Source organism: Flavobacterium frigidarium DSM 17623 (genome assembly GCF_000425505.1).
Taxonomy (GTDB): domain Bacteria; phylum Bacteroidota; class Bacteroidia; order Flavobacteriales; family Flavobacteriaceae; genus Flavobacterium; species Flavobacterium frigidarium.
The window spans coordinates 123,656-147,912 of the sequence record NZ_AUDO01000009.1 but is presented as its reverse complement, the minus strand read 5'-3'; the positions used below and the strand labels follow the sequence as shown (position 1 = coordinate 147,912).

Annotated in this window: 20 protein-coding genes and 1 tRNA gene; 8 read left to right on the top strand and 13 right to left on the bottom strand. The window is 33.8% G+C overall.

The genetic code is table 11. From position 1 onward, the window contains the following. Positions 1-174 precede the first annotated feature (174 nt). A complete protein-coding gene (locus H603_RS0106840) occupies positions 175-2,238 on the top strand; it encodes a M13 family metallopeptidase (RefSeq protein ID WP_026707876.1) in 2,064 nt (687 codons plus the stop codon). Between the two features lie 61 nt (positions 2,239-2,299). Here the strand turns inward: H603_RS0106840 and H603_RS16600 are convergent, their stop codons facing one another. The 5 genes from H603_RS16600 to H603_RS0106815 all read right to left on the bottom strand — a co-directional run bounded on the left by H603_RS16600 (position 2,300) and on the right by H603_RS0106815 (position 8,510). Further along, entirely contained in the window at positions 2,300-3,223 is a 924-nt protein-coding gene (locus H603_RS16600; RefSeq protein ID WP_051219214.1) for a DMT family transporter, read from the bottom strand. 52 nt (positions 3,224-3,275) lie between these two features. Then, positions 3,276-4,100 carry a Rossmann-fold NAD(P)-binding domain-containing protein gene (locus tag H603_RS0106830; RefSeq protein ID WP_035675597.1) on the bottom strand — a complete coding sequence of 275 codons (825 nt, stop codon included), beginning with the start codon at positions 4,098-4,100 and terminating at the stop codon, positions 3,276-3,278. Positions 4,101-4,221: 121 nt separating this feature from the next. Next, complete coding sequence (locus H603_RS16595; RefSeq protein WP_245576096.1) at positions 4,222-6,618, bottom strand: M20/M25/M40 family metallo-hydrolase; 2,397 nt, start codon at positions 6,616-6,618, stop codon at positions 4,222-4,224. An 18-nt stretch (positions 6,619-6,636) separates the two neighbouring features. Then, positions 6,637-6,984 carry a hypothetical protein gene (locus tag H603_RS0106820; RefSeq protein ID WP_026707874.1) on the bottom strand — a complete coding sequence of 116 codons (348 nt, stop codon included), beginning with the start codon at positions 6,982-6,984 and terminating at the stop codon, positions 6,637-6,639. After that, the gene (locus H603_RS0106815) at positions 6,984-8,510 is read right to left on the bottom strand and encodes a carbon-nitrogen hydrolase family protein (RefSeq protein WP_026707873.1); all 1,527 of its coding nucleotides are present in this window, start codon (positions 8,508-8,510) and stop codon (positions 6,984-6,986) included. Before H603_RS0106815 ends, H603_RS0106820 begins: the two co-directional genes overlap by 1 nt. Positions 8,511-8,698: 188 nt before the next feature. Here H603_RS0106815 and H603_RS0106810 point away from each other — a divergent pair, with 188 nt between their 5' ends. Next, positions 8,699-9,031 (top strand): single-stranded DNA-binding protein, encoded by a 333-nt coding sequence (locus H603_RS0106810; protein WP_026707872.1) that lies wholly within the window; start codon positions 8,699-8,701, stop codon positions 9,029-9,031. Positions 9,032-9,069: 38 nt separating this feature from the next. Here H603_RS0106810 and H603_RS16590 read toward each other — a convergent pair whose 3' ends face one another. From H603_RS16590 to metG, 6 genes are all read right to left on the bottom strand, one after another. Next, positions 9,070-9,294 (bottom strand): hypothetical protein, encoded by a 225-nt coding sequence (locus tag H603_RS16590; RefSeq protein ID WP_245576095.1) that lies wholly within the window; start codon positions 9,292-9,294, stop codon positions 9,070-9,072. A gap of 74 nt (positions 9,295-9,368) precedes the next feature. Further along, on the bottom strand, positions 9,369-9,995 hold the full coding sequence (locus H603_RS0106800; RefSeq protein WP_026707871.1) for a chloramphenicol acetyltransferase: 627 nt from the start codon (positions 9,993-9,995) through the stop codon (positions 9,369-9,371). A 127-nt stretch (positions 9,996-10,122) separates the two neighbouring features. Beyond that, positions 10,123-11,382 (bottom strand): OmpA family protein, encoded by a 1,260-nt coding sequence (locus H603_RS0106795; protein WP_026707870.1) that lies wholly within the window; start codon positions 11,380-11,382, stop codon positions 10,123-10,125. Positions 11,383-11,626: 244 nt separating this feature from the next. Next, positions 11,627-12,316, bottom strand: a complete 690-nt coding sequence (locus tag H603_RS0106790; protein ID WP_026707869.1) for an HAD family hydrolase — start codon at positions 12,314-12,316, stop codon at positions 11,627-11,629. A 7-nt stretch (positions 12,317-12,323) separates the two neighbouring features. Beyond that, positions 12,324-13,229, bottom strand: a complete 906-nt coding sequence (locus H603_RS0106785) for a DMT family transporter (RefSeq protein ID WP_026707868.1) — start codon at positions 13,227-13,229, stop codon at positions 12,324-12,326. A 98-nt stretch (positions 13,230-13,327) separates the two neighbouring features. Beyond that, entirely contained in the window at positions 13,328-15,388 is a 2,061-nt protein-coding gene (gene metG, locus H603_RS0106780) for a methionine--tRNA ligase (protein ID WP_026707867.1), read from the bottom strand. Positions 15,389-15,742: 354 nt separating this feature from the next. On the opposite strand from metG, the gene H603_RS0106775 reads away from it, so the two are divergent. Both H603_RS0106775 and H603_RS16585 read left to right on the top strand, forming a co-directional pair. After that, positions 15,743-16,060: a hypothetical protein gene (locus H603_RS0106775; RefSeq protein ID WP_026707866.1), complete on the top strand. Its 318-nt coding sequence runs from the start codon at positions 15,743-15,745 to the stop codon at positions 16,058-16,060. Positions 16,061-16,144: 84 nt separating this feature from the next. Then, positions 16,145-16,540 carry a hypothetical protein gene (locus tag H603_RS16585; protein WP_051219208.1) on the top strand — a complete coding sequence of 132 codons (396 nt, stop codon included), beginning with the start codon at positions 16,145-16,147 and terminating at the stop codon, positions 16,538-16,540. 141 nt (positions 16,541-16,681) lie between these two features. Here the strand turns inward: H603_RS16585 and H603_RS0106765 are convergent. After that, a tRNA-Trp gene (locus H603_RS0106765) sits at positions 16,682-16,752 on the bottom strand. A 412-nt stretch (positions 16,753-17,164) separates the two neighbouring features. Between H603_RS0106765 and H603_RS17525 the strand changes: the two genes are divergently transcribed. Next, positions 17,165-17,323, top strand: coding sequence for a hypothetical protein (locus H603_RS17525; RefSeq protein ID WP_169628286.1), 159 nt, complete (start codon positions 17,165-17,167; stop codon positions 17,321-17,323). A gap of 164 nt (positions 17,324-17,487) precedes the next feature. After that, complete coding sequence (locus tag H603_RS0106755; protein WP_026707865.1) at positions 17,488-18,027, top strand: DMP19 family protein; 540 nt, start codon at positions 17,488-17,490, stop codon at positions 18,025-18,027. 194 nt (positions 18,028-18,221) lie between these two features. Here H603_RS0106755 and H603_RS0106750 read toward each other — a convergent pair whose 3' ends face one another. Beyond that, positions 18,222-20,546, bottom strand: a complete 2,325-nt coding sequence (locus H603_RS0106750; protein WP_026707864.1) for a chondroitinase-B domain-containing protein — start codon at positions 20,544-20,546, stop codon at positions 18,222-18,224. A 530-nt stretch (positions 20,547-21,076) separates the two neighbouring features. Between H603_RS0106750 and serS the strand changes: the two genes are divergently transcribed. Beyond that, complete coding sequence (serS, locus tag H603_RS0106745; protein WP_026707863.1) at positions 21,077-22,348, top strand: serine--tRNA ligase; 1,272 nt, start codon at positions 21,077-21,079, stop codon at positions 22,346-22,348. 126 nt (positions 22,349-22,474) lie between these two features. Then, the gene (locus H603_RS0106740; RefSeq protein WP_026707862.1) at positions 22,475-24,253 is read left to right on the top strand and encodes a tetratricopeptide repeat protein; all 1,779 of its coding nucleotides are present in this window, start codon (positions 22,475-22,477) and stop codon (positions 24,251-24,253) included. Positions 24,254-24,257: the final 4 nt, after the last annotated feature.

Sequence of the window (24,257 nt, the reverse complement as noted above, 5' to 3'; positions counted from 1 at the left end):
TAGAGTGTAAGAGTCCCAAGCAGTAATGCTTGGGATTTTTTTTATGTTAATTTTTGTAACTTAACTTAACTTTAAAATACTAATTAAGTAACGTACTATCATTATTAAAACAGTTATAGCAGCGATAGTAAAGGGTTGCAAAGCTTTATTAATATTAATTTAAACCAAGTAACGATGAATAAAAATTTAAAAAAACCGCTATTATTTGTACTTCCTGCATTATTTGCAGTGACTACAATTCAGGCGCAAAGCGGTAACGCAGAAAAAGAACCGGGTATCAATGTGAATTACATGGATAAATCGGTAAAGCCAAGTAATGACTTTTTTCAATATGTAAACGGAACTTGGTTAAGCAATACTGAGATTCCATCTGATAGAACACGTTGGGGTAGTTTTGATGCTTTAAGACAAAGAACTGATGAGGATGCATTGGCTATTTTAAAAGAGGCAGTAAACAATCCAAAATACAAATCTGATACTGATCAAGGGAAAGCTATCAACTTGTACAAAACAGTCTTAGATACTGTAGGTCGTAATAAAATGGGTATTGCTCCATTAAAGCCTTATTTGAAAAAAATTGATGCAGTTAAAAACATCAAAGATTTAGAAGCGCTTTTAATCGAGATGGAACCGGTGGGTGGTATTGGTTTTTTTGGAGCTAACGTAGGGTCAGATGCAAAAAATAGTAATCGAAATGTATTAAGTGTAGGTCCTGGAGGCGTAGGTCTTCCTGATAGAGATTACTACGTTTCTGACGATGCTGATTCAAAAGAAAAAAGAGAAAAATATGTAGTGCATGTAGCAAAAATGTTAGGTTTCCTTGGTGAAAAACCAGCAGATGCAAAGGTACATGCAGAACAAATTTTTGCGTTAGAAACAGCAATGTCTCAACCTAGATTTGACCGTGTTGAAAGAAGAGATAGAAGAAAATCATACAATCCTATGACGATTGCTGATCTTCAAAAAGTTACTCCTTCGATCAATTGGAAAACTTATTTTACTCAAATAGGTTTTAAAAATACCGATTCGTTAATTGTTTCGCAGCCTAAATATATGGCAGCACTTGACACTATTTTTAAAGAAAATAAGGTAAACGACTGGAAGGCTTACATGCGTTGGTCGCTTTTAAATAGAGCGTCAAGTCAATTGTCTACAGATATTGAGAATGCTAATTTTGATTTTTACGGTAAAACATTGACTGGAGCTGTTAAACAAAGACCAAGCGATGAGCGTGCACTGCAAGTAGTGAACGGTAGAATAGGGGAGGCGTTAGGGAAATTATATGTAGAGAAAAAATTTCCAGCTGAAGCTAAAGCAAAAGCAGAGAAAATGATCAAAAACATTTTTGTTGCTTTCGAAAACAGAATCAATAACCTAACATGGATGTCTCCTGAAACGAAGGTTAGTGCTGTTGCAAAATTACATAAATCAGTAATTAAAATTGGATATCCTGATAAATGGAAAGACTATTCGGCTCTTGAAATTAAAGGACCAGAGCAAGGCGGTAGCTATTTTGAAAACACAAAAAACATGGCTAAATGGCGTTTTGAAGAAGATTTAGTAGATCTTAACAAGCCTGTTGATAAGTCAAGATGGGGAATGTCACCACAAACAGTAAATGCATATTACAATCCTTCTTATAACGAGATTGTTTTTCCAGCGGCAATTTTGCAACCACCTTTCTATAATTACCAAGCTGATGAGGCGGTTAATTATGGTGGAATAGGTGCAGTAATTGGTCACGAAATCTCTCATGGTTTTGATGATTCAGGATCGAGATACAATGCCGATGGTAATTTAGTTGACTGGTGGACAGCTGATGATTCTAAACAATTTGCAGCTTTAACAACAGCACTTGCTGATCAATACAGTGCTTTAGAACCATTAACTGGAACTTTTGTAGATGGTAAATTCACTTTAGGTGAAAACATTGGTGATTTAGGTGGAGTAAATGCAGCTTATGATGGTTTGCAATTGTACTTAAAAGAAAATGGAAATCCAGGTTTAATCGATGGATACACTCCAGAACAACGTTTCTTTATTTCATGGGCGACAATCTGGCGTACAAAAATGCGTGATGAAGCAATTAAGAACCAAGTAAAAACAGATCCGCATTCTCCTGGAATGTACCGTGCTTACGTTCCATTGCAAAATATTGATACGTTCTACCAAGCGTTTGATATTAAAGCTAATGATGGTATGTATGTAGCTCCAGAAAAAAGAGTAAGAATCTGGTAAGCAGATACTTTATGAATAAAGAAAATCCCAAGCTAACGCAAATTGCTTGGGATTTTTTGCTTTAAGAAATTAGGGGCTCTAATGTTTCTTTTTGCTTTTCGTTTAATACCGCAAGCCTTCTGGTTCGTCTAATTGATTTGTTCACCATAAATAAACCGCTTAAAGTGATTGTCCCACCTATTGCTATAGCAATGTTTAATGTTTCTTCAAATAGTAAGGCGCCTAATAAAATGGCGACAATAGGATTGATATAAGCGTATATACTGCTAATCTCTGCTGGTAACTTCTGTAACATGTATACGTAGGCTATAAACGACATGATCGAACCCACAATCACTAAATACCCTATCGCATACCATGAGGTCACGGGAATGGAATTTAAAGACACGCTCATTCCAGTAGTTTCTGTAATGGTAAGTAAGATGCTGCTAGAGATAAACATTTGTAAACCCAAACTAAAATACGGATTGAATGTCGCCGCTTTTTTCTTAGTATACAAGCTGCCAAAAGCCCATGTTATTGTAGCGATTATCGAAAGGAAAATTCCGAATCTAAAATCGGCTTGCATAAAATCAGCTAGGTGGTCATAGAAAATTACGCAAACACCACTGAAACTCACAATCAAACCCAAGATGGCCAAACGTGCTAATTTTTCGCCTTGAAAAAAAGTAATAATTACAATCCATAACGGGAATATGGCATTCAAGATGGCGCCAAGGCCACTACTTATAAATTTCACACCCCAAGTACTAAGTCCGTTACTTAAAGCAAAATTGAGTACGCTCAATATTAAGATTGTCTTCCATTGTTTGCCTTTCGGCCAAGGAGCTTTCTTGAAAATAAAAAAGCAAATATAAATACTGCCTCCAATGAATTGTCTAATCGCAGCCAGTTGTAATGCCGGCATATGGCGTACACCTTCTTTTGAAGCTATCCATGTCGTTCCCCAGCAAAAGCAAACCACGGCTAATGCAAGTATAGGCATACCAATGTAATTTACACCATTGCTAACCTTCGTTTTTAATCTTTTTACCACTTTATAATGTTGTATTGGTAAAAGTGTAATCTAAAATTTTAATTAGCTTATCGCTGTTGATCGTCTTTCCTTCCGAAGGTGAATTGTGATCAAAAATAGGAGGGACAAGGTTTTGTTCTATCGCTTTTGCAATGTAATATTGCTCCCGAGTAGGGTGATAAGGAGCTGCGGCGTTAAAATTTTCTCCCCAAGTTTTTGTTTCAATGATTCTCAAAATAATATTAATACAATCTTGTTGGTCAATTAAATTAACGGCAGCATCTGGATTAGAGATATCTTCTTTTCCAGCCATAAAACGAGCGGGATTTCTATCTGGACCTATTAAACCACCAAATCTCAAAATAGTAGATTGAAAAGCTGTTTGACTTTGAAGTATATTCTCTATTTCTAATAATTGTTTTCCGCTTTCGGTAACTGGTTGAGGTATTGTAGTTTCATATACAACTGTGTTTATGTCGCCATATATTGCAGTTGAACTCACAAAAAGCAAATTTTTTACAGATGAGTTTTCGATTTCTGGAAGCAACAAGGAGATCTTTTTTACAAATGAGTTGGCATTAGCATCACTGTAATCTTTATTTTTTCCACGAAGTTTAGGCGGTATTGCGATAATTAATGTTTCGCTATCCTTTAAAAATTCCCCCATGTTGTGAGACAGTTGGTCACTTTCTAACTCGATTAAGTAAGGTTTGATTCCCGCGAGTTCTAAGGTGGGCAATTTTTCAGCTGTAGTTGTAGATCCTTTAACAATAAATTCTTGTTGGATTAAGGCTTTCGCCAAAGGCAAACCTAACCAACCGCAACCTAAAACGCTTATTTGTCTCATTGTATCTCTAATATAGATTGCAAAAATACTATAAATAGAAAGTAAAATGGTACTTATCAGATTGCTTTTTAAGACAGCTTTTTATTGGTTCAAATGATAGACTGGTTTAAATTCACTATTATTATTCAGTCGAAGTAGTATCGATGGGTTTGTATAATGTGCGTCGCTGCTTAACTTGTGTAACTTTTGGTTCTTCAACGGTTCTTGGTGCAACATACGGTGTTGGTATTAACTGCTGCTCAATCACAATTGCATCATTCAATACGAAGGGTGTTGGCATCATCCAATTGGCTCTTTTGACCATATTAAATAATTGGTTCTCTAATAAATCAAATGAAGATTCCATGATTTTCATATCAAATATTGTTGATTTAGGAATGGCAAAATTTAATTCTAATGCTTCGTTGTCAACTACGTAATAGCTTAATAATTTTCTGCCCTTTCGATTCAACTGGTTTCCTTTTTGTTCTAATGCTTGTACTCCATTGGCTGTAAAATTATAAAAATTCATTTGTTCGCCAGCAAATAGATCATAACGGTTGACTTTTCGATTCGGAATAATTTTAATTTTTAAATAACGCATGTCTCGTGCTACCGAGTCTTTTTCGAAAATAACTGTTGGCTTTTTTAAAGGTCTCACCTTTGTAATTGTTTGGTAAGTGAAATCAGAGTTGTATTTGCTAAAAAGTTTATTCTGACTTTGGTTAGTCACTAATTTAGGATTCTGACCTAAGTAGTTCTTAGTCCATGAGTCTAAATTTATATCATAGGTTGCCCAGCTTGCTTTGTTAGTATCGGCGTTATAAACATAAAGTAAGCTATTTGATTTAGCTTTGTTAGGGCCGTACGCTGCGTTTTCATTTGCTTTTATGAAAAAGAAGACACTTCCTAAAAGTAGTAACGATGACCAAACTATTTTGTATCGGTATGCTCCAAAAACAGGAAGTAGTAAAGTGAAAGTCAAAGACGTCAACAAGGCGCTTCCGTACAAGATTTTTAATCCAAGGCCTATAGGTAGCATTTGTATAAATGGAACGATTAAAATAAATGCTGGTATTGCTAAAATAACATTTAAGACTTTGCTTGAGTGTTGTGTAATTACAAAATAGGTCAAGCTCAATAATCCACAATATACAGGTATGATTAAAAACCCTGCCCCAGTTAAATAGATAGCAAGCACTATATTAATTACAAGCCAAATAAATAAAGCCGCTACGTAATGATTCATTGTTTTTTTTCCTGCTGAAAACCATTGATAAAGAGCAAAGTTTAATGCCAAGGTCAATAGCGTGAAAGCGGCGATGTAATCATGTCCATTATAGGTAAAGCCATTTAATAAGTCGTTGTATTGAGGGTAACAAATTTGTACTAGTTTCCAGCCTACAAATACCGTTATGAATGTGATTAATAAGCTACTTAACAACGGAATGAAGCCTTTAATGATTTCTTGCGCTACTAATAATTTTTTTCCAAGGCCTATAAAGACGAGTACAATAAATAAAATTAAAGCAATTATAGCCATGGGTAGCGCCCATGAGAAAGGATACATTAAGACTATAAATGGAATATTGAAGTAAATGTTATCTTCAGTAGTTGGTTTAGGGCTAAGATTAGAGTTGCTAAAATAATCGAGTAAGGGCATTAAGTACGCCCCTTGGTGGCTTAAGCTCGTTTTATCTAGGTTGGCACTAATGTCTTGAGCTGTGTGATAATTATAATGGCCATCGATAAAAGCAAAATTATAGCCTTGAATCGCTCCCTTTTCCCTAAAAACGGTGAGATCAGTGTCATTAGGTAGCATCTTGTAGATGCTATACATTAACGAATTTGTTACAGGATACTGTGGAGCGGCCGCAGCAAAATTTTCGATAAGGTTTTTGTTCCCGACATTTGCCTCCATTAGCATGTAGCTAGGACCCGATGTTCCTCTGGCCTCAAAATTTAAAACTACGCCTACGTCTTTTGCCCAAGGATGCTCTGTTACAAATAAAGCGGCACCGTTTAAACCTAATTCTTCTGCGTCTGTAAATAAGATTATAATATCGTTCTTGTGCTTCTTTTTGCTGTTTTGAAAAGCGCGAATACCTTCTAAGATCGATGCAACGCCTGATCCTGCATCACTCGCTCCTTTTGAAGCAGAATGTGGAGCGCTATCATAGTGAGATAATAATAGCAGTGCTTTGCCATTACCACTACCTTTTATTCGAGCAAGAATATTTTTTGACTTTGCAAGATTTCCCCAGTCGGTTAGTGTATATCCTTCTTGAGTAGTAGTCGTCAGTCCTAATTCATGCAGTTGTGATTGCAAGTAAGAGGCAACGGTCTCGTGATTTTTTGATCCTACATAATGTGGGTACTGAGAAATAGATTCTACCTGTGTAAACGCACGATCTGTAGAGAACTCTGATAATGTACTTAGATCGTTAGTGATTGCTCTAGGCATCATTGTGTAATAGATAAAACCTAGAATAAATAGTATAAACAAGGTGCTAACTAATTCGGCAAAGCTTTTCTTCATATTATTCTGTTCCAGTTTTTAAATGTCTTTTTTTACTAGCATGATATAATCATTGTCTAATAATAGGTAACCTTGGTCATAAAGGAAATAGTAGGTGTTTCCGGTTTTGGTATTCAAAATATTGGTAAAAAAATCAAAATCAAAACCCTTGCTAAGGAGTTTAGCTCGGGTTGTTTTTGATTTTCCGTCGATGTTTAGTAAGGATAGGATGCGGTAGTTTTTACGCAATTTGTTATTTATATTGCGCATGAAATTATTGCTGTCTTTGTTGATTTTGTTATTGTATGCATTACGGCAACCGTCGCTACAAAACTTTTTATCTTCCCGACCCACAATTTTTTCTCCACATTCTAAGCAAGTTTTCATCATTTTATTTTTTTCAAACTGTACAAATCATGTCTTCTATCTTTCATAGTGTTGACACTTCCATGTTCATGAAGTTCTTTTAGTAAATTCATGTCGACATCTACAATTAGTGTCATTTCAGTATTAGGAGTTGCCTCTGCTTTGACACCATTACTAGGGAATGCAAAATCTGAAGGCGTAAATACTGCTGCCTGCGCATATTGAATATCCATGTTGTTTACCTTAGGTAGATTACCCACACAGCCAGCAATTGCAACGTAGCATTCGTTTTCGATTGCTCTTGCTTGTGCGCAGTGTTTAACACGAGTGTATCCGTTTTGAGTGTCAGTTAAAAAAGGGACAAATAGAATATTCATTCCTTGATCTGCCATTAACCTTGATAATTCAGGAAATTCGACATCATAACAAATTACAATTCCTATTTTTCCACAATCTGTGTCAAAAGTTTGGATAATGTCACCGCCTGTTATTCCCCAATGGAACACTTCGTTAGGCGTGATGTGTATCTTACGATACATTTCGTTTGTTCCGTCACGCTTACACAAGAAACCAACATTATAGACATGATCATCTTCGATCAAAGGCATGCTTCCTGTAATGATGTTAATATTATAAGAGATTGCAAATTCTTGAAATTTAGCTTTTACAGCATCAGTGTGACGTGCAAGTTCTCTAATGGCTTCAGCTTCTGATAAGTGATTGTAATCAGCCATTAATGGCGCTGTAAAGAATTCTGGAAATAAGGCAAAATCGCTGCCATAACCAGAAACGGCATCAATGAAAAATTCTGCCTGTTCGAATAATGCTTCTAAGTTAGGAAGCGAACGCATTTGCCATTGAATCAATCCCAACCTAACGACACTTTTAGTGGTGTTGATTAGTTTAGGGCTGTCGTCATAATAGATGTTGTTCCATTCGAGTAATACAGCGTATTCTAATGATTCTGTATCGCCTTCTAAATAGTTTTTAAGAACTCTTAATTCATGAAAGTCATTGCTTAGCTGAAAAGACAATACAGGATCATAAACTTCTTTTTTCTTTACTTTTTCGATATAAACTTTAGGTGTAATTTCGTTTTTAAATTTACCATAATTTGGAATCCTACCCGCAAATATGATTGATTTTAGGTTTAGTTGTTCGCATAATTCTTTGCGTACATCATATAGTCTACGTCCTAAACGCAAACCGCGGTATTGTGGATTTATAAAAACGTCGATTCCGTATAAAACCTCTCCTAAAGGATTGTGTGTAGAAAAGGTAAAGTTTCCCGTTATTGCTTTGTATGTTTTTGTTTTAAAGGCGTAATCTTCGGTTACTAATAGCGATAATGCTGATCCTACGACAATACCATCAACAACGATTACTAGCTGCCCTTCTGGGAATTTTTGTAACAATAATTCTATTTGATCTTCTTTCCAAAATGATTCTAACATCTCTGGATATGATTCAATCATCGATTTTTTTAATTCTTTATAATCTTCGATTTGGAGATTACGTAGTTCTATTGACTTGATATTTGTCGGCATAAATAAATATAATTTGAAGCTAATATAGTCAAATTAATAGCCATTTACAAACGTTTACAATTATTTACAACCGAAAGTAATTGATTGCGAACCGAATAAGATGCAATTGCTGAATAATCTTTGCAATGTCGAAACGATATCCGTTTGACGAATATATACACAACACTAACATTTAAATTTTACACGCCATGAATGCATTAAAAAACAAAGTTCAATTAATTGGACATTTAGGAAACGATCCAGAAATCAAAAATTTTGAAGGAGGAAAAAAATTAGCCAATTTTACTGTAGCTACTAATGACAGTTATAAAAATGACAAAGGAGAAAAGGTGGAAGAAACGCAATGGCATCGCTTAGTTGCCTGGGGCAAAACAGCTGAGATAATTGAGAAATATGCCGTAAAAGGTAAGGAGGTTGCTATTGAAGGGAAATTGACACACCGAAGCTATGATGATAAAAATGGTGAGAAAAGATATGTAACAGAAGTTGTTGTCAATGAAATTTTGCTTCTCAGCAAATAAGCTATTATTTATTCAAATATAAAGCAGCAACTATAACTTTAATCTAATGGTGTGGTTGCTGCTTTTATTGTAGCAAAAAATGGACAACGCTTGCAACGTTTTTCTTCACCCTTTTTAAATTTTTTGCAGCACTTAGACTTGAAAGTCTCACTCTTTTTTAATTTTTTGAGAGTAGGGTCTTTCTTTTCTTTTTTATCTTTCTTGTCCTTTGTTTTATCTTTTTCTTTCTTGCCCAACGCTATCAGAATTACTTTAAAAGTCAAAGGTAATCGTTTTTACAAACAGGGAAAAAACTTTAACTATTTCAATTTATACTCCTTAAACCCAAGTCAAGCATTTAATTATTCATTAAGTATTGAAACAAGTCTATAAATTGACTTAACTGTAAGCCATCGATTAAAGCGTGATGTACATGTACAGACATTGGCATCGTTTTATTATTATTTTCTGTGGTTATTTTACCAAAAGAAATTTTAGGACAACTGTCAGGTAAACTGTAGCTCCTAGCATGCGATAAGGAAGTGAAATTAAGCCAAGGTATGGCCGAAAAGTGAATTAGATTATCCATGTCAAAAGATCGTGTAAAAAGCCCAGTAGTGCTTGCTACTCTGGTCATTTCTTTTTGAGCTTGAATTTTAAAGGTAGTTAAATCCTCTGAAAAAGGTATTAAAGAAAAACCAAAAGTACCATCTGGACGTCCTATCGTTGCAGATGCGTCTATATTGTCATGTATTATTACTTCGTTATTTTCAATGCGGTATCTAAATTCTGGAATTGCATTGATGGCAAGCAATGTTTTATGTAGTGAATAAATAAAAAACGAGCAGTCGAGTTCTTTGGCTTTCTTGTATGCATGTGTACAATCGATTGTTACTGTGGCTCCGTAAAAGGGCTCGTCAAAATCTTTAAAAAACTCAAAATGTTCTTTTCTATTCCAGCTCTGTAAATCTAACTTCTTCTTCAAAGTATTTTTTTTTACAAAATTATTCTAAATATTAAAATATCCTAAAGCTAATTACTAAAAAGCCAGCGCATAAAAAAAGCCCTAAAAGGAATTTCCTTTTAGGGCTTTAATATATGTAAGTTGAGAATTATTTTACTCTGAAAGTAACTCTTCTAACTAATTTTCTAGCTAATTCTGAATCTTTTTCAACTGAATTATCTTCACCTGCTGCAACAACATTTAATCTTGAAGCATCAACTTTGGCTTTAAGTAAAATACTTTTTACTTTTTGAGCTCTAGCGTTAGATAATTTATCGTTGTAAGCTGTTCTTCCAATTTCGTCAGCATGACCAATAATGTCAACTGAAGCAGAAGGGTTGTTTCTTAAGTAAGTTAAGATAAAGTCGATTCCTTCAGTAGAAACGTTTGTTGGAGTTGATTTGTTGAAATCAAAATATGTAGCAACATATCCACCGTTGATTAATTTAGAAATTAATTCGTTGTTAGTTAATGCTGGGTTGTTATCAGTTTTGCTACCGTAAGTTTTCAATAAATAGCTTTCTAATTCGTCAGGAACGTTATTGTTGTTTAAGTCAATAGCTCTACCTTTAGAATCAACCATTACACCAGATACAGTGTTTGGCTCAAGATCTAAATAATCAGCAACACCATCTTGGTCAGAATCAACTAACATAGTTTCTAATGAATCTACTCTGTTTGTTAAGTTCATTACATCTTTATCTACTAAAGTAACCCAGTCAGCATGCTTAGCATTTTTACCTAAGTAAACAGTTACACCAACAGTACCGTTGAAAAGAATCCCTTGGAAACCTCTTGAAGCACGTGTTGCAGCACCATCAAAGTTTGCATTTTGATCTGCGTTAAGGATAGTTGTAAAATCACCTGTTAAAGCAATTCTATCAGATAATCTAATTTGACCTGTAATACCAGCCATAAAGTTACCCATTCTGTCTTTTAAAGATGAATTCTCATCTTCTAATTGAGCTAAACCAAAACCAGCATGTCCTACTAAACCAATAGTATTTGTCCAAGTTTCGAAGTTCATAATTCTACCTAAGTTTGCTACTGCTTGTAAGTCTACTCTGTAGTACTTAGTATCAAAATCTGCAGAATTGTTTTTTCCTTCAAAACTGTTGTATCCAACATCCGCTTTTAAACCGAATTTGTTGTTGAACATGTATCTAACTCCTAAATCAATAACATAAGGGCTTGGAGTTGAAGTAAAATAACCTGAAGTTAATGGTCTTTGTGGTTTGTTTACACCACCAGCTACCTCGATAGACCATTTGTTGTATTCTTCATTTGTTGTCATTTTCTCAGGCGTTGTCTGAGCACTAACTGTTGAAAATGCCGAAGCAAAAGCAAGCGTAAGTATTAATTTTTTCATTTTTTTCTGGTTTTAAATTTCGAGCAAAAATACGACATAATGTTTAATAAGAAATTTCAATCTTATAATTTTGTAATATTTAGATATAATATTACAAAACCACCCATTGGGCTATAATATTGACAGAAATTTATACGTATAATTATTAATAATATATAATTAGTGCTTATAATTGTAGGATTTAAATCGATAAACTAAAAGAAATGGTTATATTTTAAAATAAATTAACGTAAAAAAAGGTCAATTAAGTTAATATATCTAATATCGTCTCGATACTTACTGCGTTGTAAAAATTAGGATGTTCAATTTCATGATCAATTTTTTCATGTTCCCATGTGGTAAGGAACGGAATATGCAAAGCATAACCACCTAACTCTAATACCGGTAAAACGTCTGATTTTAACGAGTTTCCGATCATGAAAAATTCATTAGGTCTGATCTCTAATCTATTAATTAAATCTAGATAGTCAGTTTCTTTCTTATCTGACATGACTTCTATATGGTGAAAATATTTGCCAAGGCCAGATTTATGCAGTTTTCTACGTTGGTCTAGCAAATCACCTTTTGTTGCTACAACTAATTTATATTTTCCGTGAAGGGCTTGCAAAGTTTCTTCAACATCGTCAAGTAGTACGATTGGTTTATTTGCTAATTCTTTTCCGTATTCGATTATTTCTTTAATAAATGCTGCCGGTAAAGTGTAGTTGGTAATTTTCATTGCGGCTTCAATCATCGATAATATATAGCCTTTTATTCCGTAGCCGTAAGTAGGTAAATTAGCGATTTGTGTACTGTACAATTCTTGGGCTATACTTTGTCGTGAGACATAATCACTTAGTAAGCTGCAGAATTTTTCTTCTGCTTCGCCAAAGTAAGTTTCATTAATAAATAAGGTGTCATCTGCATCAAATGCTATAACTTTAATTTCATTCATAAATTTTTTATTGTGCTGTGTTAGTTTGATTATTCGTTTTTAAATTTTTTATCGAAAGAGTTTTGGTATAAAAAGTAATTCTAATTCCTATTAGTAAGATCAATCCGCCTATAACCATATTGATTGTTATTTTTTCGTCTAGAAATAACCAAGCTAAAATTGATGTTAATACTGCTTGACCTAATAAACTCAAAGATACTCTGGTAGGGCGCATGTATTGCGTAGCGTAACTAATAGACAGCCAAGCCATCAATTGACAAACGACTGCTTGAATTACTAATACTAACCAACCCATATTTGAAAAACCTGTAAAGGGTTCGTTCATCAGTAAACATGCAATCGCTAAATATATTGAGGAAGCCAGTAGGCTAATGGTCATAAAAGAAAGCACATCTATTTGAGAAAGTGCTTTTTTACTAACTAATAAATAAATAGAATAAAATATGCCAGATAATACGGCTAACATAAATGCATTGTCAAAGTCTAATTCTAAGAAAAATTTGAATCCTACTAGCATTGCCATTCCGAATAACGCAACAGTAGTTCCAATCCAAAAATTGGTAGCTGGTTTAATTTTCAAAAAAACATAGGATATTATTCCAACCCACAAGGGAGACAAATTAGTTAATAAAGAAGCTTGTGTAGCGCTTGATTCTTGAATAGCGATATTCCAGACGGCAACATCACTTGCAAATAGTACTCCGCAAATAATAGCTAATAAAATGTACTTCTTTTGAGGGAGCTTAAATTTTTTATTAATTAGCATATAAGGCAATAGCAATGAAAAAGCGATTGCCATTCTATAAAATGCAGATATCAATCCTGGTGTTAACCTTAATTTGACCAATATAGGAAAAATCGAAATACATAAAATCCCGAAAGCGAGTGCTAATCTTGGTTTTGCATTGGTCATACTTTTTTGCAGTTATCTATTATAAACACGAATTTCACTAAATCGCACATCTAGATTAGTGCAAATTAGTGAAATTCGTGTTGGTATATATTTCTTTTTTAATTTATTGTCTCTCCATTCAAGACACCATCAGTATCTGGATTAACAAAAACTAATTTTCCTTCAGCATTTGTAGACATCAAAATCATTCCTTGACTTTCTACACCACGTAATGCTCTTGGCGCTAGATTTACTAAAACTGTTACTCGCTTTCCAACAATATCTTCTGGTTTAAAACTTTCTGCAATTCCCGATACTATTGTTCGAACATCAATACCTGTATCTACTTTCAATACTAGTAGTTTATTTGCTTTAGGCATTTTCTCAGCTTCGATAATGGTACCAACACGCAAATCCATTTTAGCGAAATCATCAAATTGAATTGCTTCTTTTTGAGGTTCAGCTTTTTTGTTTTCAGCAATGTTAGCTGTTTTTGTAGCCTCTAGTTTATCAATTTGTTTTTGAATTTCTTCATCTTCAATTTTAGCAAATAGTAATTCAGCTTCTCCTATTTGGTGACCTGCTGGTAATAGGTCAGAAGTCTCTGCAATCGTGTTCCAATTTAATGGGCTTTCGATTTTTAATATTCGAGATAATTTAGTTGCCGTGAATGGTAGGAACGGTTCACAAAGCGAACTCAAAGCTGTAGCGATTTGTAAGGCTACATACATTTGTGTTTGCACGCGTTCTGGATTGTCTTTAATTACTTTCCAAGGCTCTTCGTCGGCTAAATATTTATTTCCTAAACGGGCCACGTTCATTAATTCTCCTAACGCTTCTCTAAAACGGTAACGCTCCACAGAACTTGAAATCACTGCAGGATATGCTTTTAACTCAGTTAGAGTTGCTTCATCTACTTCAGATAATTCGTTTGGTGCAGGAACAATTCCGTTGTAATATTTATTAGTTAAAACTACCACACGGTTAATAAAGTTCCCGTAAATAGCTACTAATTCATTATTGTTTCTGGCTTGAAAATCTTTCCAAGTAAAATCGTTATCTTTTGTTTCCGGTGCGTTTGATGTCAATGCATAACGCAAAACATCTTGTTGTCCTGGAAATTCTTCTAAATACTCATGCAACCAAACCGCCCAGTTTTTAGACGTAGATAATTTATTTCCTTCTAAGTTCAAGAACTCATTTGCAGGAACATTATCTGGTAAAATATAGCTTCCTTCAGCTTTTAACATCGCAGGGAAAATGATACAGTGAAAAACAATATTATCTTTCCCTATAAAATGAACCAACTTGGTGTCTTGATCTTTCCAGTAAGGTTCCCATTCTTTGCCTTCTCTTGCTGCCCATTCCTTAGTTGCTGAGATGTATCCGATAGGAGCATCAAACCAAACATATAGTTTTTTCCCCTCGGCACCAGCCACAGGAACATCAATTCCCCAATCAAGGTCACGCGTAACCGCACGAGGCTCTAATCCGCCATCAATCCAAGATTTTACTTGTCCGTAAACATTCGGTTTCCAGTCGCCTTTATGTCCATCAAGAATCCACTCTTTCAAGAAATCTTCATAACGATCCAAAGGTAAAAACCAGTGTTTTGTTGACTTCATAATCGGAGTTTCTCCTGTAATCGTCGATTTTGGGTTGATTAAATCAGTCGCATTTAGTGTAGATCCACATTTTTCGCATTGATCACCATACGCTTCTTCGTTGCCACATTTTGGACAAGTACCAGTTACAAAACGGTCAGCCAAGAATTGATCTGCTTTTGCGTCGTACAATTGTTCTGTTACTTGTTCTATAAAATCACCATTATTATACAATTTTTTAAAAAAATCTTGCGCCGTATCATGGTGAATCTTAGCCGAAGTTCTCGAGTAATTATCAAATGAGATCCCAAAATCAATAAACGATTTACGAATAATACCATCGTACTTATCAATTACCTCTTGTGGAGTAATGCCTTCTTTCTTGGCTTTCATAGAAATTGCTACACCGTGCTCGTCGCTTCCGCAAACAAACAAAACGTCTCTACCTTGTAATCTCAAGTAACGAGAATAAATATCTGAAGGTACATAAACACCCGCCAAATGGCCAATGTGTATAGGTCCATTAGTATAAGGCAAAGCCGCCGTAATCGTATATCTTTTTGGATTCTGTATCATGATTCAATTTTATTGGATGCAAAAATATGAAATTATTTATTGTCTTCCTGAGCGCATTCGAAGGATTAGGAGCTATTTCCCGCTATTCGTTGCAATCTTTTACTTTTTAAAGAAAAAAAGTAAAAGGATTTCCACTGCTATCGGGGCTATGGGATTATTATTAGCGAGTTAATTGACCGTCAACACAACAGTGGAGAAGTAGTAAATTAGGTACCTTGAATTCAAGTAAACTATTAAAATTTAGTAACTTTGAATTAACGATATAGTATTTAAGAGCTTGAGGTAAAATTATAAACTACAATTATTTATAGAGCCATTTAAAGCGTCTATGCTAACTCAAAACAACAGATTCCTATGAATACAAGTTATATAACATGTTCAGAATGTGGTACGGTCAATCTAAATGCAGAATACTGCAGTAATTGCGGTGCTTTACTAGATGTAGTGGCCAAGCGAAAATTGAAACGAGAACAAGAAAATACAAAAAAAGCTAAATTAAGAGCAAGCCTTAAGAAAGAGCCTAGCAAAATTGAAACTTTTTTAAAAAATGGAACAGAACATTCTAACGTATTAGTACGCTTAATTTTTCAAGGAGGTTATTACGTTTGGTTGTTTTTTGCTTTGATATTTGGAGGTATTATATCACTTATTATTGCGGCGGCCGCAGGCTAAAAGCAGCACTCAATAATCCAACTTGTATTATTTAAGGAGTTGGCGCTTTGTAACTCTTTTATTTTGAAATTACAACCAACATATATGTTATCTAAAATCCTCTACATTATTATGTTGCTTATTGCTGCTAGCGTCTATGTACTTCAAAAGGTGGCAACTCCTTTACCGCTTGTAGTGAATAATTATTTAAATGATTTGCTGTGTATACCGCTAGTTCTGGGAGCATTGATATTTATTATTCGAAAACTAAAACATGATCCTCGTTTTACACTTCCCTTCGGTTTTATCTTTATTTTATCGAGTTATTACGCAATATTTTTCGAATATTATTTACCCAAAACCAATATTAGATATACCTCAGATTGGATTGATGTTCTGCTCTATTTCTTAGGAGGCATACTGTTTTATCTTTTTCAAAGAGTGAGAGATAAAAAAGTTGTTAAAATGAAAGAATATCAAATAAATAGACGTGTAGATTAAGTAGCTGCGCATCGATTTTTCTTCACGACCTTTTATCATTTATTTATATGCATAATTTCTGTTACATTTAGTAGTGGTCTTTATCCTAAATAAAAAAGTCTAAGGAATTACCCTTAGACTTTGTTGTTTAAATTTTGATTGCACGGGCGGAGGGATTCGAACCCCCATCAACGGTTTTGGAGACCGCTATTCTACCCTTGAACTACGCCCGTAGTACAAGCAGATTTGACTGCTTTCATGATACAAATATAGTGTTATTTGGCTCAAAAACTACTAGCAGCAGTTGGTATAGCTGATAAATTTTGAGTATTTCTGTAAAGGTTTGACCATCAGATAATGTTTTTTAATTTCTAATAAATAAACTTTTCTTATTAGTTGAAAATGCGGGTAAGATTCGATTGTAAAAAACTTTTGAGGTCACAATTAAATCACGCTATCTTATACTTTTAGTGTAGTTAACAATACTAATTATTGTTTCGATTTATTATAAAAGTATATTTCGAATATTCTTTCTATAAAAACAACTCTAGCTAGTTCTTAGTTTGCTATGATGTTGTTTTATCTTTGCCAAAGAATAAGAATTATTGCTACACAATTCAGTTCAAATATTGATACCAACACGCCATGGCAAAAGGACCCGAAAAAAACACTAAAAACAAAGCTTTGCATACTAAACTGCTTAATCGTAAAAAAGCTAAATTGCAGGAAGAAAAGAAAGAAAAAGCGTTACGCATAAAAGCGCTCATTACTAAAATGAATCAACAAAAGGAAAACGAAAAGTAAAGCATTTGATAAATTCTCATTGCAGCAGTGAGTTGGTTTTAATCTGATAGATTTTCCTTTAAATACGATCTCCGTAAACCAAGACTTAAAAAAAATCGTTTTTATAACCGTAATCTGTGGTAAAAAAAGCGAAATTTGCCATCAATTCATTAAACAACTTCCAAATGGAATTCGGTAAAATAATCATTTCAGAAACTGCCGCTGCAAGCGAAAATCCACAAGACATTATCAACTCTAATATTTCGGTTATTAATTTAATGCGAGAAGAGAAAATTGATGACGATTTAATTCATGAAGATGCATTAATGAGTTATTACTTGGATTATTATACTTCACAATGTACCGAAGGTAATTTTGCTCAGTTTGTGTACAATTCAAAATGGAATTTAGAATTGAACGAATTAATTGAGGAAGGTTTACAATTACTAGGAGCCGAAAAACATTTGGAGTTATTTCAACAACAGTGCAAGAAGGTGAAATTAATGAGCTCAGTAAAAAGGGCTAAATTTTTTAAAGGAAAACTAGAAGGAGTCAACCCAATAAGAGACTTGCTAAATAATGATACTTTCTACGAGATTGAAGAGAATTTAGTACAATTGAATGCTGCTTTTTTATTAGCACATCCTGATACCGAAATACTTTCTGTAGACGATATGTTTGCAGCTCTTGAGGAATTTGTAGGACACGAAATTACAAGAGCATAAGGCTCTATAATGCGAAATAAAAAAGCCAGCAAACTAAAAAGTTTTTAAATGACTTTTTAGTTTGCTGGCTTAAATTTTTAGTGAACATTCCTGTAGTAGTGGATTTTTGTACGTTGTTATAAACTTACAGTTCACTAAAATAATGCGCTACAAAAAGGATAATCGGATATATAACAGTTTTTTAACAACATCAATTAATACATTAATTTCATTTCAAGATTTTGTACAATCTCAATCTTTCCTGAATTTGTAATTTTATTATTAACCGGTTCTTGACCTTTTTCTCCCCATAAGACTGCGATTGTTTTTACCACATTATCTTTGAATATGTTGTTAGCAATAGTCACAAATACGATTCCTCTATTCTTGATTAAGATATGTTCTGCTTGATCTTTACCACAGTTTGTGAAAATGTTTCCTTCTAACTTTAGGTTTCCACCAATGGTAGACTCATCATAACCACCGCGGTAATAATCTAGAACGACACCTTGAATACCGTCAAATTTTGAGTTGGTAAATGTTACAAATTCAGCGTTGTAATCTCCACCATCATTTGTTTCTTTATTTAATAAAAATCCATTTTCACAATTTGTAATTAAGGAGTTGGTCACAATCACGTTGTCTGAGAAAGACCCTTTCGAAACTTCTAATACATTTTTAAAATTTGTTATTTCAGTGTTTTCAATATGTAAATTGTACGCTTTACTCATGTTTTTATCTAAGGTAGTAAAGGTATTTTGAGATTTATTTCCTGATAAAACAACATCTTTCAAGATTAGATTTCCTTTTGGATGCATTTCAAAAGCTGTTTTTGAAGCAGTGAATTCAATCTTAGATTTTTTCTTAGAATTGCTAGAAGTAATTGTGATTTCTTTATTAATAACAATTGATTCACTCACTTTAAAAGTACCTGATTTTAATACAATAATATCTCCTGAAACTGCTTTCTTGATTTGATTTACTAATTCATCTGAAGTTGCTACCATAATTTTATTAGCAGTTGCTTGCGGTTGTTCAGTAGCAAACCAGTTTGTTCCGTACCTTGTTTTATCAATAAGAATAGGATTAGATTTTACTGGATTTACAATTGCACCAACACTATTATTTGAAGCTGTTCTTTCATTCCCGAAAAAATCGTTTGTTATATTTTCGAAATCAAATCCTGCAAAAACATCATTATTATTTTGCTTTAATGAATAGATGTCTGTTGCAATTTTATCAACAGCAAAATCTTTTGTAATCAATCCAGCAGGTTTAACTTCACTGTTATTTGCGTTGTTAGTAAAGTTGTTCTTGAAGTTTACACCATCTACCTTGTCGTAATTTACAATTGGATTTTCGCTTTTAGTTGCGCTGTAAATTAAATTGTTTGCAAAGGTAACACGTTCTGGACGTGCAGATCTAATTTCTGATTTAGGCAAAACTTCTTTCTGACTTACATTTGAACCAACACTAAATTGCCAAGGTGATACGCAGTCGATAAATGAATTGTATGCTACCACAACATCTGTCACTTGATTGTAACGGTTTAGTGATGATTTAGGAATTCCATTCATGATTGCAATTGCACTTCTAAAAGCATTCCCTTTAATTTTGTAAAAATAATTGTTTGTAATCCAGTGTCCTGTATTGATAATTCTAATTCCACCCATTTGATCAGAAGTATCGTTTCCTATAAAAACGTTTCCATCAATTTTAGCGTAATTTCCGTGTCTTAAAACTAGAGAACCTTCACTTTCAAAAAACACATTTTTCTTGAATTCGTTAAAGTTTGATTTACTCGAAATGATTTCTACTTCACCATTGCAACGGTCAAATAAGTTGTTTTCCACATTGGTGTAAGAAGGTGTCATTGAAGTTTCACTATCCCCAATTTGAATTGTTTCTCCGTGTGGTCCACCTTTACGCGGTCTAGGTCCAAAATGGTTGTTGATGATTTGATGGTAGTTATTTACATGTTCGTTACCATCAAGAAAAACACGCACTGTAGGCCCAAAATTAGATTTCCCTGTGATGTAATTGTTGCTTAATTCATTGTGTCTTCCCCAGAATTCTACCCAGTGATCGCTAACATCTCTGTCAGGTTGTGTAAATTCTTCAATTACACATTGGGTAACCTTGCAATTATTAGCGATAGAATCGTTGTTGATTTTAAATTGTATCACCGAATTAGAAGGAGTATATCCATTCTTAAAATACAGATCTCTCACTTCAAGGTAGCTTCCTGCTAATTTTAAATTAGAAACCCCTTCGATAAAAACTTTACCTGGAGTTTCGGCTTTTAAAACAATAGGATTGTCCTTAGTTCCTTTTCCGTAAAATTTTATTTCAGCATCTTTCCATGTTCCATTTGCTAAAATGATATTGTCGCCGGCAGAACTACTTTTAATAGCGCTTCTTAACTCAGCAAGATTTTTTACTATAATGTCTTTTTTTGGTTTCATAATACTTGCTTCAGCGTTTGGGCTGCTGGTAATAAACAAAGTAAGTATGCTTAATGTGGATAGGAATCTTTTCATTAAAAGTATTTTCAAATTATTTTATAGGTAGTTTCTGTTTGTTTTGACTCTTGCACTAGACCTTTTTTGCTTGCAATTAATTAAGAGGTTGCACTAAAGTGACATTATTTTATAACGCTATATTCTTGAAAGAGTAGAGTGTTGTAACCAAATCAAATACGAATATAAATTGGGTAACCAATTTGGTTTTCCAAATATATGTATATAAATTAATTATCCAAGTTAAAAAAATGGAAATTAATAAAAAGAGTGCTTTTAAAAAGAGAATGTATAATTATTGCGTGAATTAAAACAAATATTCTTAATGGCTATCTTTCAAACATGCATATTTATCAATTTGGTTCTGGCGTAATTTGAATCCTCTTTTTTTTCGAACAATATAATTTATATGTTCGAGGTCTAGAAGTACAATTTTAGATTTTGAATTATCGATACAATTACGGTATTCCTTTAAAGTTTACGCTTTAAGTATGAAACATTTGTTTAAATTTGCTTTCATTATTATAAAGTACAGCATTAAAAATTAAGCTATGTTACAAATTGCATTTATTAGAGAGAATCAGGAGAAAGTAATCCAAGCGTTGGCAAAACGAAATCTTGATGTCAAAGCGGTTGTCGAAGAAGTCGTACAACTAGATGAAAAACGTCGTGCTACACAAGTAGCTCTTGACAACATTTTAGCTGAATCTAATAAGTTGTCCAAAGACATAGGTGAATTAATGAAAGCTGGCGAAAAAGCTAAAGCAACTATTCTTAAAGAGAAAACGGTTTCTTTAAAGGAAAAAAGTAAAGAGTTAGCCGAAGCTGCTGAAGTACTAACTAGCGAATTAACAGAAAAACTATATACTTTACCTAATCTTCCTGCTGATATTGTTCCTGCAGGTAAAACACCTGAGGAAAATTTAAATGTTTTCGAAAGCGGCGAAGTACCGGTTTTACATGAAGGCGCACAGCCTCACTGGGAGCTAGTTAAAAAATATGATATTATTGATTTTGAATTAGGTGTTAAAATAACTGGTGCCGGGTTTCCTGTATACAAAGGAAAAGGAGCTAGATTACAACGCGCGTTAATCAACTATTTTCTAGATAAAAATACTGCTGCAGGTTATAATGAAGTACAAGTGCCTCATTTTGTAAACGAAGCATCAGCTTATGGAACGGGTCAATTGCCAGATAAAGAAGGGCAGATGTATCATGATGCTGCAGATGATTTGTATTTAATTCCTACAGCTGAGGTTCCGGTGACTAACATGTTTAGGGATGTGATCTTAAACGAAAATGATTTTCCTATTTTAACAACTGCATACACACCCTGTTTTCGTCGTGAAGCGGGATCTTATGGAGCGCATGTACGTGGATTGAATCGTTTACACCAATTTGATAAGGTTGAAATTGTACGCGTGGAACATCCTGATAAGTCATATGAGGCGTTAGACGGTATGGTTGAACATATTAAAGAAATACTAGACGAACTAAAATTACCTTATAGAATATTGCGTCTTTGTGGTGGTGATATGGGATTCACATCGGCATTGACTTATGATTTTGAAGTGTTTTCTACAGCACAAGATCGCTGGTTAGAAATTTCTTCTGTGTCAAATTTTGAGACTTTTCAAGCCAACCGTTTAAAACTACGTTTCAAAGATAAAGATGGTAAAAGCCAATTAGCACATACCCTAAACGGAAGCTCACTAGCATTGCCTAGAGTTCTTGCAGGAATAATTGAAAATTACCAAACAGCTGAAGGAATTGTAATACCTGAAGTATTGCGCCCTTACTGTGGATTTGATATCATCAACTAAATCTTTTGAGTAAGATATACGATTATAATAAGAAACTAAGTTGCGTTAATTAAGCGCTCTTAGTTTCTTACTATTTTATAGAAGAAAGGAATTCTTTTAAATTAAATTTCGAAACCTAAAACGGTTATGAAAAAGCTTTTTCTACTTTTTGCATTTTTAGTAACAGCTGTTGGTTTTTCACAAAACGAACAATTAGCTGGTTACTATTATGAGAGAAGTGACTTTGAAAAAGCAAAATTAAGTTACGAGGAGCTATTGCAAACAGTGCCTCAAAACATGCAATACTTTCTTAGAGTAATCGATTGTTACCAGCAGTTAAAACAATATGATGAGGCAAAGACACTTTTAAATGAACGCTTCGCAAAATACAATCAGGCTGCTATTTTAGTCGAGCTAGGATTTAATGCGCATTTGCAAAAAGAGGAAAGTAAAGCAAATTCATTTTATAATAAAGCAATCGAACGCATACAAAAAAATGCTAGAGAAGTCTACAGTGTTGCAAATTTATTTGAACAAAAGTCACTTCTTGAATATGCTATAAAAGCCTATGATACGGCCACTTTTGTAGAGCCAAATTATAATTTTGATTATCAAAAAGCACTGCTTTATGGTCAAATGGGTAACACAGAGCTAATGATAAATACCTTGCTAGATGCTAATTTTGAAAACCCTGAGAATTCAAATTTGATCAAAAGCCAGCTTGCGCGCTATCTATTCGATGAAAGTGATAGCAGTTTTAGTGATAGTCTAAGGAAAGCACTAATTATAAGAGTACAGAAAACGCAAGATGTATTTTGGAATCAATATTTAAGTTGGTTTTATGTTCAACAAAGAGAATACGGTAAGGCATTTATTCAAGAGAAGGCGATTTACAAACGCAATCCACAGTCGTTAGGAAATATTGTAGGCCTAGCGCAGCAAAGTATTTTAGAGGAAGATTTAGAGACTGCTGTAGCAATCCTTAGCTATATTACTGAGAACACCACAGATTTATCATTACTCATTCAAGCAGATACTTACTTGATCAAAATGAAAATTGATGCTGCAAAGCAAAATGATTTTCCCGCAATCAATTCAGCTTTAGATGCTTTGCTGTCTAAATACGAAATAAGTCCATTTACCTTATCTTTGCAATTAATTCAAGCGCATTTTGTAGCATTTAATCTAGAAAATCCGGTAGAAGCGCGCGCCATTGTCGATCGTGCTTTAAAGTTACAATTGAATAATTATCAAATCGCTCAAGCAAAAATGGAGCTTGCAGATATTATGCTTTATGAGGAGAAATTCAATCAAGCATTATTATATTATTCTCAAGTAGAACTAGATTTAAAAAATGACGTTGTTGCCCATGAAGCTAGTTTAAAAGCGGCTAAGACAAGTTATTTTAAAGGTGATTTTAAATGGGCGTTAAAACAGTTTAAAGAGTTAAAGGCGGCAAACACACAATTGATAGCAAATGACGCACTAGAATATTACTTATTAATAAATGACAATACAGTTGCCGATTCTACACAAATAGCACTTAAGGAATTTGCAAAAGGTGATTATCTAATGTATCAAAATAGGAATGAGGCCGCAATTATACAGTTTCAATCTATTTTAAAACAGTTTAAAGGTCAGGAAGTAGAAGCGATTACATTATTGCGTTTGGGAACAATTTACGAGAAAAATGCACAGAATGATTTGGCTTTAAGCCAATATCAAACTATCATAAGCAATCATGCCGATGGGATTTATAGTGATGAAGCGCTGTACTTCTCAGCAGAGATTTACAATAAAAAATTAAACGAGCCTGAAAAAGCAAAACCACTTTATGAGCAAATTATTTTTAATCATGAAGACAGCATTTATTTTGTGGAAGCCAGAAAAAGTTTTAGAAAGTTAAGAGGAGATACTAATTTATAATAAC